Here is a 12,679-nt window from a genome sequence, read left to right on the forward strand (position 1 = left end):
TTTTCTCCTTTTTAAGCTTAAGTTTATTTATTAATAACTATATGAGAAAACCTTTTACATTATTACATCATTAAAAACATCTATATATCTCTGCTCCTAATCCTTTTAATTTTTTTTCTATGCCCATGTATCCTCTATCAACATGGTATATATCTGTTACTTCCGTATTACCTTCTGCCGCTAGTCCACATAATATTAATGCTGCTCCAGCTCTTAAATCTGTAGCTTTAACTTCACATCCAGTAAGCTTATTTACTCCTTCTATTACAGCACTTCTACCATCAATTTTAATGTTTGCCCCCATTCTTTTCATCTCTGGAGCATGCATAAATCTATTTTCAAATATAGTTTCTGTAATTACACTTGTACCCTTTATAGAACTCAACAATCCCATCATTTGAGCTTGCATATCTGTAGGAAAACCTGGATATGGCATAGTTTTAATATCTATTGGTTTTAATTCCCTTCTGCCATCAATTACTAAATTATCATTATCAACTTCTATTATTACTCCCATCTCTGTTAGCTTCGCAATTATTGGCTTTAAATGTTCCTCATCTACTCCTAGTATTTTAATCTTACTTTTAGTTATAGCACTAGCTACCATAAAAGTACCTGCTTCTATTCTGTCATATATTGGCCTATGAGTTACACTCTTGAACTCTTTTACTCCAACTATTTTTATTTTTCCTGTTCCAGCTCCCTTTATATTAGCTCCCATCTTATTTAGATAATTTGCTAAATCCTCTATTTCTGGTTCCTCTGCCGCATTTTCAATTATAGTTTCACCCTTCGCCATTGTAGCTGCCATCATTATATTTTCAGTAGCGCCAACAGATGGGAAATCTAAGTATATATTATTTCCTATTAATTCATTAGCTTTAGCTTCAACATATCCATAACCAACATTAATATCTGCACCCAATGCAGCAAAACCTTTTAAATGCAAATCTATCGGCCTTGTTCCTATATTACATCCTCCCGGAAGTGATATTCTAACCCTACCAAAACGCGCAACCATAGGGCCCATTATCAAAAAAGATGCTCTTAATTTTTTTACCAAATCACAACATGGCTCAAAATCACATATATTTGATGATTCTATAATTACTCTATTATTATCCCTATCTATATTTACGTCTGCAGAGATAGACCTTAAAACATCACTTATTACAAAAACATCTTCTAGCATAGGTGCATTCTCTATAATACATTTACCATTACTTAATATACTAGCTGCTATAATAGGCAGTACAGAATTTTTAGCAGAACTAATTTTTACATCTCCTGTCAAGGGCTTGCCACCCTTTACTACTATTTTATCCATTCCTATCCTCCATCTATAATTTCTAATATGAAACAAGTATTTCTGGCGTTCCAATTATAAGATAATTACCAGAGCGATAACTACATAAAGCATAATTCAAATCTACAAATTTTCTACCTACTGTAATATGATCAAATTTTTTAGTGTATGCAATAGTGCTGTATCCATTATCAATTTTTATAGATTCAATATTCTGTGCATTGTTACGTTTTAATAAAGCCATTATCTTATTGTTTTTATCCATTAAATCATTAGTATGTAGCCTAGCTTTAATATATTTAAAATAACTTGCACTTTCATTTCCAATAGCATTTTTTATTATCTCTTCCAGTTGGTATAGCTCATCATTTTCAGTTACTTTAACTAAATCTACAACTATTACTTTATAATTTTCATATTTAGTACTTTGAACATACCCACTTATGTTATTACCTATAATTTCTATTGAGTATATTTTCTCATTTTCCTTTATATTAGTATGGTAGGGTTCTTCAAATTTCAAATTTTTTAATATACCTTCAACAGTCTCTTTTTCATCATCATAACTTATAAAACTTGCTTTAACCCCACATTCCTGTATGTCCCCTTCAACTTCATTAACTATTTTCGTCAAAAACTCCTCTGAGTTGCTAGCCTTAGGCTTATCCATATTTATAATTAAAAAAACTAAGCATATAAAGCTTATCACAAACCAAACTCTCTTTTTCATATAATACGCTATAATAGCTTCCCCCCTATAACTCAATCCATTTTATTCCTTTAAATTAAATTATAGACACTTAGCTTTTTTTTATTCACTAAATATATTATTAATATATAATTAAATTGAGAAAATGTTACAAACTATACATTTATACTTCGTAAAATTATAATAATAATATTCTTCTTTCAACATGGTTTTTCAATAAATAATATAAGTTCCCTAAAAAAAGAGAATCTAAGTTAAAACCTAAATTCTCCTTTACTTTATTTCATATTTTCACATAAAATTTTTACTTCTTCTTTAGTTACTTTCATTAAAGCTTTTGAAATATTAAAGCTATATGTTTTTCCATTAATATCTTCGAACTCAGTATTAGAAGGCCTTAAAACAGCTATTAATGGCGAATGATTTTGCAATATCTCTATTCTACCAACTAAGCTTTCTGTAACTAATTTTTTAACATCTAGATTATAAAACTCCTTATATGGAGATGCAATTATGAGTTTAAACATATATCATCTTCCTTATTTAATAACTTTATTCTTGTTTTATATCTTTAGCCCTTTTCGCAACATCTTCTATGGTTCCTGCAAATAAAAATGCACTTTCAGGTACATTATCATACTTTCCTTCTAATATTTCCTTAAACCCTCTTACTGTTTCTTTTACTGGCACATAGGCTCCCTTCATGCCTGTAAATTGCTCTCCTACAGTGAAAGGTTGTGATAAAAACCTTTGGATTCTTCTTCCTCTGGTAACAACTAATTTATCTTCTTCAGATAGTTCATCAACCCCAAGTATAGCAATCAAATCTTGCAATTCTTTATATCTTTCTAAAATATGTTTCACCTCTGTAGCTACATTATAATGTTCTTCACCAACAATCCTTGGGTCTAATATTCTTGATGAAGATTCTAGTGGATCTACAGCTGGATATATTCCTAATTCAACTATAGATCTAGATAAAACTGTAGTTGCATCTAAATGAGCAAATGTGGTAGCTGGTGCTGGATCAGTTAAATCATCTGCTGGTACATAAACCGCTTGAACAGAAGTTATGGATCCATGAATAGTAGAGGTTATTCTTTCTTGCAGTGCTCCCATTTCTGTAGCAAGTGTAGGTTGATAACCTACAGCGCTAGGTATTCTGCCTAGAAGAGCTGAAATTTCTGCACCTGCTTGGGTAAATCTAAAAATATTATCTATAAACAATAATACATCTTGCCCCTTATCTCTGAAATATTCTGCCATAGTTAACCCCGTTAAAGCTACTCTCATTCTAGCTCCTGGCGGCTCATTCATCTGCCCAAAAACTAGTGCAGTTTTATCTATTACTCCAGAGTCTTTCATTTCATTATATAAATCGTTACCTTCTCTTGTTCTCTCCCCTACTCCTGTAAATACTGATAATCCTCCATGCTGTCTTGCAATGTTGTTTATAAGCTCCTGTATGAGTACTGTCTTACCAACTCCCGCTCCACCAAATAGTCCTATTTTACCTCCCTTTTGATAAGGTGCCAATAAATCTATAACTTTTATGCCCGTTTCAAACATCTCAGGTTCTACAGATTGTTCTTCAAAGGTCGGTGCTTTTCTATGTATGGGATAATATTCCTCTCCAATAACCTCATCACATTCATCAATAGCACATCCTAACACATTAAAGAGTCTTCCCAATACATTTTTACCTACAGGTATTGATATAGGTTTACCTGTATCTATAGCTTCCACTCCTCTTTTAAGTCCCTCTGTTGGTTCCATAGAAATTGTTCTTACAATATCATCTCCTATATGTTGAGCCACTTCAGTTATTATTTTTTTATTTCCCAAATCTATTTGTATAGCGTTATGTATATTTGGCAAATAGTCGGAATCAAACTTAATATCTATTACAGCTCCTATTACCTGAACTACTTTCCCTATATTACTCAATAGAATACACCTCCTATAGAAGTCGTGGATATCTTATCTTTGAACTTCCGCTCCTCCTATAATTTCTGACAATTCTTCTGTGATAGATGACTGCCTTATTCTGTTATACTCTCTACTTAATTCATCTAATATATCTTTTGCATTTTTAGTTGCTCCATCCATAGTTGTCATTCTAGAAGTTTGTTCTGATGTTTTAGAAGTAAGTAGGATATATATTAACTTCTCATTTATATATAACTCTAACGCCTCTTCAAATATTTCATCACTACAAAATTCAAGCTCCATGTACTGTTCCTTAACTTCATTATTTACTATTTCAATAGGAAATAATTTTTCTGTGTTAACCACTTGCTTACCAGTAGAAATAAATTCCGTATAAATGGCATAAACATTTTTAACTTCCTTTACTTGGTACATATCCATTAATAATTTACTTATATTTTTAACTTCTTCATGTTTAATTTCATCTTTAATTTCTAAATATTTAGTTTCAATTTCCATGTCTCTTTTATTAAAAAATACTTTCCCTTTTTCCCCTACCACAACAAATATAGGTTTTTCCTCTTCTTTGTCTACATTCTTCATGGCTTCATTAAATACATTAACATTATATGAACCGCATAAGCCTAAGTTAGATGTTATAATTAGATAAATATTTCTCCCTTTTTCTCTCTTTATACTATATGGGTTATTTTCATTCATTGAACTTATAATATCTTCCATTATATCGTTCATATATGTCTTGTAATTTTTATTAGCTTCTAACTGAACTTTAACTTTCCTAAATTTTGAGGTAGCAACCAATGACATAGCCTTGCTTATCTTCTGAATGCTAGTTATAGATTTCATCCTTCTTCTTATGTTATTTAAATTAGATACTCCCATAAACCTCACCTACCACAAAGAAATTACTTAAATATATTTTTAAATTCCTCAATTGAAGAGTTTAATTTTTCTTTTATGCTATCAGTTAACTGTCCCTCTTCTATAATCTCTTTCCCTATATCTCTACGATGAATATCCATAAACTCTAAAAATTCTTTTTCAAATATCTTTATTTTTTCTACTGGAATATCCATTAAAAAATCGTTAACTCCTGCATATAAAATCATAATTTGTTTTTCTATTGCCATGGGTTTATATTGCTCTTGATGAAGTATTTCTGTTAATCTTTTTCCCTTTTCTAGTTTTCTTTTAGATTCTTTATCTAAATCAGAACCAAATTGGGCAAAGGCAGCTAATTCTCTATACTGAGCAAGTTCTAATCTTAAAGTTCCTGATACCTGCTTCATAGCTTTGATTTGGGCGTTTCCGCCTACTCTAGATACTGATATTCCAGCATTTACCGCAGGCCTTACTCCATTATAAAAGAGCTCTGAATCTAAAAATATTTGACCATCTGTTATAGATATTACATTTGTAGGTATATATGCTGTTACATCTCCTGCCAATGTCTCTATTATAGGAATAGCCGTAAGGGAACCTCCTCCTAACTTAGAAGAAAGCTTTGCTGCTCTTTCTAGCAATCTAGAATGCAAATAAAATACATCTCCTGGATAAGCTTCCCTTCCTGGAGGTCTTCTTAATAATAAAGACATAGTTCTGTAAGCTACTGCATGTTTAGATAAATCATCATAAATTATTAATACATCTTTACCTTTATACATAAAATACTCTCCAATACTGCATCCTGAATAAGGAGCTAAGAATTGTATTGGAGCAGTTTCTGATGCAGTAGAAGATACTACTACTGTATAGTCCATAGAACCCATTTTATTCAAATCATTTACAATATGAGCCACCGTAGATTGTTTCTGCCCTATAGCAACATATATACATATGACATTTTTTCCTTTTTGATTCAATATTGCGTCTATAGCTAGTGCAGTTTTACCTGTTTGTCTATCTCCTATAATTAGTTCCCTTTGGCCTTTTCCTATAGGTATCATAGAATCTATCGCTTTAATCCCTGTTTCCAATGACTGTCTTACAGATTGCCTTTCTATTACCCCTGGGCCTTCTGTTTCTACTGGCCTTCTTTCTGTAGTATTTACAGGACCTTTTCCATCAATAGGAACACCTAATGAATTTACCACTCTTCCAATTAGAGCTTCACCCACCGGCACCTCTACAACCTTACCAGTTCTTTTTACTACATCCCCTTCTTTTAAACCCTCTTCTTCTCCAAACAATACACACCCTACATTATCCTGCTCTAAGTTTAGAGCCATTCCATATATATTATTAGGGAATTCCAATAACTCTCCTGCCATACAATCATCTAGACCATAAACTCTAGCAATGCCGTCTCCTACTTGAATTATTGTTCCTGAGTCTTCAGTTTCAATCTTTTTTTCATATCTTTCTATCTCTTTTTTAATAATTGATGTAATCTCTTCAGGACTTATATTCATATTTTCACCTCCATTTTGCAGTATTAACAATGTTTTTCATTTCTTTTAATTTTGATTTTATTGTGCCATCTATAACATCGTCACCAATTCTTACATATACTCCTCCAATTATGCTCTTATCTATCTCTTCTTTTAAGATTACCTTTTTGTTATACTTATTTTGAAGTTTTTCTTTCAATTCTTCCCTCTCCTCATTTTCTAAAGGAATAACTGTTTTAATATGAGCACGAAGCATATTATGTTTTTCAAGGTATATTTTTTCTAACTCTTTTTCTTTTTCTTTAAGGTATAATATTCTTCCCTTTTCAATCAGTATTAATAAAAATGATAATAATTCCTCATCTATTTTTCCTTTAAATATTTTTATAAATATTTTTTTCTTCTTTGAAGTGCTTATTTGAGGATGTCTAATAAGTTGTAATAATTCTTCATTGCCATATATAATATCTACTATTTCTCTATAATCTTTTATAAATTCCTCTATCTTACCCTTTTTCTCTGCTACTTCATAAAGAGCTAGTGCATACCTTCTATCCAAATATTCATACATAATTAAATACCTACCTTGGAAATGAAATCTTTAATTAATTCCCTCTGCTTTTTCTCATCTATAGTCTCTTCTAATGCTTTAGAACTCATTAAAATAGATACATCTATTATTTTATTTTTTACCTCATCTCTTGCCTTCTCTTTTTCTAATTCAATTTCTGCTCTAGCTCTTTGAATGATTAAATTAGCTTCATCATGAGCTTCTTTTATAATTTCTTCCGAAATTTTTTCTGCTTTATATTTATATTCTTCTACTAAAGTTTTTCCCTGTTGTTTTGATTCTTGTAATTCTTTATCTTTTTCAATACTTAGAGATTCAGCTTTCTCTTCTCTTGTTTTTGCATTTTCTATTTTTTCTTTTATATAATTTTCTCTTTGAATCAACTTGCTTTGTATAGGCTTGAATAAGAAAAATTTCATTGCAAATAGAAAAATTATGAAATTTATTACAGTAGCTATAGATTGAGATATGTCTATCATTAATCCAAGCCTCCCTTCATCACTATTAAATCAATGCTAATATTACTTTAAAAATTAATAGCAATCCAATCAACGCAGAATATATAGCAGTTGCTTCAGAAAAAGCTCCTCCTATAATAAGAGCACTCATAATTTTTCCATTAGCTTCTGGTTGCCTTGATATACCTTCTACAGCTTTACCTGTAGCGTTTCCTGTTCCTATCCCTGCACCTATACATCCTAGAGCTGCTAACCCCGCTCCAATGGCCGCCATACCTGCTATAAAAGCTTTTGAATCAATCATAATAAATTCCTCCTTAATGTTCTGATATTATTTTTATATTAATCATAGTTAACATAACAAATATAATCATCTGTATTATTCCATCAAATATATCAAAATAAATGTGAATTGGTATTGGAATCAGTAGTTGTGCAAAAGGGTTAATACTATATAGAGCTTTATATATAAGATCAACAATTATTATAGCCGCAGTCATATTGCCAAATAATCTCAGACTTAAAGAAATAGGCAGCATAAACCTTTCTATAATATTTAAAGGAAATATAAAAAAATATGGCTTACCATAAGCAGTAATATAGTTTATTAATCCAACTTTTTTAACGGCATACCCTTGAACTACTACAAAAGTTATCATCGCCATTCCTAAATTTATACTTAAATCTGATGTAGGAGGTACAACCCCTACTAACCCAACCAGATTCATACATACCAAAAACAAAATCATTGTACCTACAAAAGGAATAAAATTAGTATAAGCTTCTCCCATATTCTCTTTAACCATCTTGCCTATATATTCAACAAATATTTCTAAAATGCTTTGCTTTCTATTAGGAATTAACCCTAAGTTTCTAGTTAGTAATATTGATAATGCAATAAATATTAATATTATTATCCACTGAACTATTATATTTTCAGTTATATTAATGTTAAACCCAAATAAGCGTAATATAAAAATACTTTTCGACGCTTCCACTATACCACCTCATTTTTTCTTAGCCTCAAAGAATACATTAGTATTCCTATGAAGTGTAAACTGTATCCTCCGATAAATGCCAACCCTCCACTTTCACTACCCCTCATAATACCCATGGCGATAATACAAACTAAAGCTATTCTAGTAATTAAGCTTATGTAAATTAAAGCTCCTGGATTATCCTTTCTCATAGTGAAAACATACGAAGTAACATAGGAATTTATCAAAAAATTTATAGATGCTATAGCTAACCCCAGTATTATGTATCCAATATTAGTTACCAATGAATAATAACTTATTATTGCCAAGATAAAAACAATTAACAGATTGTAAGTATATACTCTTTTTAGCATATTTAAAGTATCATTTATCAATTTCATTCACCTCAATGGAATTTTTAAATCACGATATAATTATATATTTCTCTTATTTTTATACAAATTTGAAAAACATTCATAAACCTCCTAATATTATTATTTTTCTTCATTTATATTAATTTATACTTACTTTAATCTTTTTATATTGGTGTAGATATTTTTTACTAATATCATGAATTAATCAAAAATGCTTATTCTTATTTTTATTAATTCTAAATTTATTAATCAAATCCATATGAGGCATTATAAGCATCCTAAAAAATATAGGTAAATATAAGCTCACAAACATGAATATTTATAAATGAATATATTCAATAAATTTTTAAATAAAAAATAGGTAATCTCTAATATTAGAGATTACCTATTATAAATGATTACCTATTTTTTATTTAACTATCTTTCAACTATAAGAGCTGTTCCCATTCCTCCACCTATGCAAAGAGTAGCAAGTCCTTTTTTAGCTTCTCTTTTCTTCATTTCGTGAAGAAGTGTAACTAATATTCTAGCTCCTGACGCTCCAATTGGGTGTCCAATAGCTATAGCTCCACCGTTTACATTTACTTTTTCCATATCAAATTTTAAATCTTTACCAACAGCTAAGCTCTGAGCTGCAAAAGCTTCGTTAGCTTCTATTAAATCAAGATCTTCAACAGCTAAGTTAGCTTTTTCTAAAGCTACTTTAGTTGCATGGAAAGGACCATATCCCATTATTGATGGCTCCAATCCTGCTGAACCATAGGAAGTAATCTTAGCTAATGGTGTTATTCCTAATTCCTTAGCTTTATCTGCACTCATTATAACTAATGCTGCTGCACCGTCATTTATACCTGACGCATTACCTGCTGTAACTGTTCCATCTTTCTTAAAAGCTGGTCTTAATTTAGCTAGGCTTTCTGCTGTAGTTCCAGCTTTAACATATTCATCAGTATCGAATATTACTGGGTCACCTTTTCTTTGAGGAATTTCTACTGGAACTATCTCCTCTTTGAACTTTCCTTCTTTTATAGCTTTTTCTGCTTTTTGCTGAGAAGCTGCTGCAAATTGATCTTGTTCTTCTCTTGTTAATCCCCACTGTTCTGCTATATTCTCAGCAGTTATTCCCATATGATAGTTATTAAAAGCATCCCATAAACCATCATTTATCATACCATCAACCATTTGGCCATTACCCATTCTTTGTCCCCATCTAGCAGTATTTAATATGTATGGTGCTTTTGACATGCTTTCCATACCACCTGCTATTATTACATCAGCATCTCCAGCTTTTATCATCTGGCATGCTAAGCTAACAGCTCTTAATCCAGAACCACACACTTTATTTAAAGTAAATGCTGGAATTTCAACTGGTAAACCTGCCTTTATAACTGCTTGTCTTGCAGGGTTTTGTCCAAGACCTGCTTGAAGTACATTACCCATTATAACCTCTTGAACTTGTTCGCCTTTTATTCCCGCTCTTTTTATAGCTTCTTTTATAACTGTCGCTCCTAGGTCAACTGCTGCCACATCTTTTAATGCACCACCAAAGGAACCTACTGCTGTTCTAACTGCACTCGCAATTACTACTTCTCTCATTAATAAACCCTCCTAAACTATAATAGTTGCAATTTTTCGAATCTTAAATAACGAAATCTTTTATCAACAATTTCATTATAAACCTATTTATTAACTTTTTCAATATATTTTTGTTAAAAAAAACACAATCTTTATAGTGTATTGTATTCGTCAGGTCTATTTTCTTTTAAATTATAGTGATATAAAATACTATCCACTATTCTGGCAGAAGCATTGCCATCCCCAAAAGGATTTATGGCTTTACTCATTTTTTCATACTCCAAAGGACAGTTTATTAGCTTCTTAGCCCCTGTTAATATATCTTCAATCTTTGTACCTACAACTTTCACTGTTCCAGCCTTTACAGCCTCTTGTCTCTCTGTAACATCTCTCAAAAGTATTACTGGTTTGCCTAAATGTGGCGCCTCTTCTTGCAATCCTCCTGAATCCGTCATAACCATATAACATTTGTTCATTAAATTGTGGGCTTCCTTTGTATCTAATGGAGGAAGTATATGTACTCTATCCAATCCATCTAAATGTTCTAAAACCACATTTCTAACAAGAGGATTTAAATGAGCTAAATATATTACTTCAACATCCTTATTTTCTTCTACAATATTTTTTAATGCCATACATATATTTTTTATTCCATCTCCCCAGTTTTCTCTTCTATGGGCAGTTACCATTATAACCTTTTTATTTTTGTAATCTATTTCATTTAAAATATGATTTTCAAATATATAATCTTTTTCTACTGTAAATTTCATAGCATCGATTACAGTATTACCTGTAACAAAAATAGATTTTTCTTCTACACCTTCTCTTAATAAATTCTCTTTAGAACTTATGGTTGGTGAAAAATGCAAATCCGTTAGAGCCCCTGTTAATTTCCTATTCATCTCCTCTGGGAAAGGAAAATATTTATTAAAGGTCCTTAAACCAGCCTCTACATGTCCTATTTCTATTTTGTTATAAAAAGCTGCTAAAGCTCCTGCAAAAGTAGTAGTAGTATCTCCATGCACTAATATCAAATTTGGCTTCTCTTTCTCAAATATATCTTTTAAACCTTCTAGAACTCTAGTAGTAATCCCTGTAAGACTTTGTTTTTCTTTCATTACATTTAAATCAAAATCAGGTGTTATCTTAAACAGATCTAAAACTTGATCTAACATTTCTCTATGTTGAGCCGTCACACAAACTTTATTATCTATTTCTTCCCTTTTTTCCAGCTCCTTAACTAAAGGGGCCATTTTTATTGCTTCTGGCCTAGTACCGAATATAGTGATAACTTTAATTTTATTCATTATTTTACCTCCAGAAATTAATATTAGCTATTCCTTATGCTTAAAAAAACCACACTTCCATGCTATAATAACAAGCATTGACATTACTACAGCTAATAAGAAGTATGAACTCTGACTGCTTACTTGCATAGCTAAAATAGCGAAACTTCCAAGAATCGCGCTTATTAGATACATTATTATAACTGCCTGTCTTTGTGTTAATCCCATATCTAATAATCTATGATGTAGATGCCCTCTATCTGCTCCCATTATAGGTTTACCGTTTATTTTTCTCCTTACCATAGCAAATATAGTATCATATATAGGTAATCCTAAGGCTAAAATCGGTACTGAGATAGCAAAAGCTGCTACAGATTTAACAGCTCCCTCTATTGATATTGCTGCTAATAAAAATCCTAATAGCTGAGCACCTGTATCCCCCATAAATATGGAAGCTGGATTAAAATTATATGGCAAAAATCCTAATATAGATCCACATAAAGCTATTGTTAAATACGCTGTTTCAAATCTAGTTTCAATGGTAAATAAAGTTATTATAAATAAAGTAAAACAAGATATAAATGCTACTCCTGCCGCTAGACCATCTAATCCATCAATTAAATTTATCGAATTTGTAACTCCAACTACCCATAATATAGTAATTGGTAATCCTAAAAAACCTAAATCAATCCATTGTCCAAAAGCAGGAAAAGGATTAGTAATTAAAGATATCCTCACTCCATATAAAATTAATACTACTGCTGCAGATAGCTGGAATAAAAGTTTTATTAAAGGCTTTATTTCATATTTATCATCTAAGAATCCACCTATAACTATAATTGTAGCCCCAATAATTATTCCCTTTTGCGCTCTAGTTAAAGGGCCAACTTTTAAAAGTACCGAAATGATAAAAGATAAGTATATTGCCAGACCACCTAATAAAGGTATAGGTTTTTTATGAATCCTTCTCTTATCTTTAGGTATATCTATAACTTCTAGCTTATATGCAAGTTTTTTTATTAATGGCGTTAATAAAAATGATACTATAGTTGAAAAAAAAGCTACTATAATTAAATTTTCCAT

General features: G+C 30.9%; 14 protein-coding genes. All 14 read right to left on the reverse strand.

Annotated elements, in window-relative coordinates; all coding sequences use genetic code 11:
* Window positions 1-70: 70 nt before the first annotated feature.
* The gene (gene murA / locus KQI86_RS17490) at window positions 71-1,327 is read right to left on the reverse strand and encodes a UDP-N-acetylglucosamine 1-carboxyvinyltransferase (RefSeq protein WP_216440697.1); all 1,257 of its coding nucleotides are present in this window, start codon (window positions 1,325-1,327) and stop codon (window positions 71-73) included.
* A 22-nt stretch (window positions 1,328-1,349) separates the two neighbouring features.
* Window positions 1,350-2,036, reverse strand: coding sequence for a YwmB family TATA-box binding protein (locus KQI86_RS17495; RefSeq protein ID WP_216440698.1), 687 nt, complete (start codon window positions 2,034-2,036; stop codon window positions 1,350-1,352).
* A 257-nt stretch (window positions 2,037-2,293) separates the two neighbouring features.
* Window positions 2,294-2,542, reverse strand: coding sequence for a F0F1 ATP synthase subunit epsilon (locus KQI86_RS17500; RefSeq protein ID WP_216440699.1), 249 nt, complete (start codon window positions 2,540-2,542; stop codon window positions 2,294-2,296).
* A 25-nt stretch (window positions 2,543-2,567) separates the two neighbouring features.
* Entirely contained in the window at window positions 2,568-3,962 is a 1,395-nt protein-coding gene (gene atpD, locus KQI86_RS17505) for a F0F1 ATP synthase subunit beta (protein ID WP_216440700.1), read from the reverse strand.
* 33 nt (window positions 3,963-3,995) lie between these two features.
* On the reverse strand, window positions 3,996-4,847 hold the full coding sequence (gene atpG, locus KQI86_RS17510) for an ATP synthase F1 subunit gamma (RefSeq protein WP_216440701.1): 852 nt from the start codon (window positions 4,845-4,847) through the stop codon (window positions 3,996-3,998).
* A 23-nt stretch (window positions 4,848-4,870) separates the two neighbouring features.
* A complete protein-coding gene (atpA, locus tag KQI86_RS17515) occupies window positions 4,871-6,376 on the reverse strand; it encodes a F0F1 ATP synthase subunit alpha (RefSeq protein WP_216440702.1) in 1,506 nt (501 codons plus the stop codon).
* A gap of 4 nt (window positions 6,377-6,380) precedes the next feature.
* A complete protein-coding gene (locus KQI86_RS17520; RefSeq protein WP_216440703.1) occupies window positions 6,381-6,926 on the reverse strand; it encodes a F0F1 ATP synthase subunit delta in 546 nt (181 codons plus the stop codon).
* Window positions 6,927-6,928: 2 nt separating this feature from the next.
* Window positions 6,929-7,405 carry a F0F1 ATP synthase subunit B gene (locus KQI86_RS17525; RefSeq protein WP_216440704.1) on the reverse strand — a complete coding sequence of 159 codons (477 nt, stop codon included), beginning with the start codon at window positions 7,403-7,405 and terminating at the stop codon, window positions 6,929-6,931.
* A 25-nt stretch (window positions 7,406-7,430) separates the two neighbouring features.
* The gene (atpE, locus tag KQI86_RS17530) at window positions 7,431-7,688 is read right to left on the reverse strand and encodes an ATP synthase F0 subunit C (RefSeq protein WP_216440705.1); all 258 of its coding nucleotides are present in this window, start codon (window positions 7,686-7,688) and stop codon (window positions 7,431-7,433) included.
* Between the two features lie 13 nt (window positions 7,689-7,701).
* Window positions 7,702-8,382, reverse strand: coding sequence for a F0F1 ATP synthase subunit A (locus tag KQI86_RS17535; protein WP_216440706.1), 681 nt, complete (start codon window positions 8,380-8,382; stop codon window positions 7,702-7,704).
* Complete coding sequence (locus tag KQI86_RS17540; protein ID WP_216440707.1) at window positions 8,382-8,735, reverse strand: hypothetical protein; 354 nt, start codon at window positions 8,733-8,735, stop codon at window positions 8,382-8,384. Before KQI86_RS17540 ends, KQI86_RS17535 begins: the two co-directional genes overlap by 1 nt.
* Before the next feature lie 417 nt (window positions 8,736-9,152).
* The gene (locus KQI86_RS17545; RefSeq protein ID WP_216440708.1) at window positions 9,153-10,331 is read right to left on the reverse strand and encodes an acetyl-CoA C-acetyltransferase; all 1,179 of its coding nucleotides are present in this window, start codon (window positions 10,329-10,331) and stop codon (window positions 9,153-9,155) included.
* 131 nt (window positions 10,332-10,462) lie between these two features.
* Window positions 10,463-11,617 carry a non-hydrolyzing UDP-N-acetylglucosamine 2-epimerase gene (gene wecB / locus KQI86_RS17550; protein WP_216440709.1) on the reverse strand — a complete coding sequence of 385 codons (1,155 nt, stop codon included), beginning with the start codon at window positions 11,615-11,617 and terminating at the stop codon, window positions 10,463-10,465.
* Window positions 11,618-11,644: 27 nt separating this feature from the next.
* The gene (locus KQI86_RS17555) at window positions 11,645-12,679 is read right to left on the reverse strand and encodes an MraY family glycosyltransferase (protein WP_216440710.1); all 1,035 of its coding nucleotides are present in this window, start codon (window positions 12,677-12,679) and stop codon (window positions 11,645-11,647) included.

Origin of the sequence: Clostridium mobile (assembly GCF_018918285.1) — a bacterium.
GTDB classification, from domain to species: Bacteria; Bacillota; Clostridia; order Clostridiales; family Clostridiaceae; genus Clostridium_AW; species Clostridium_AW mobile.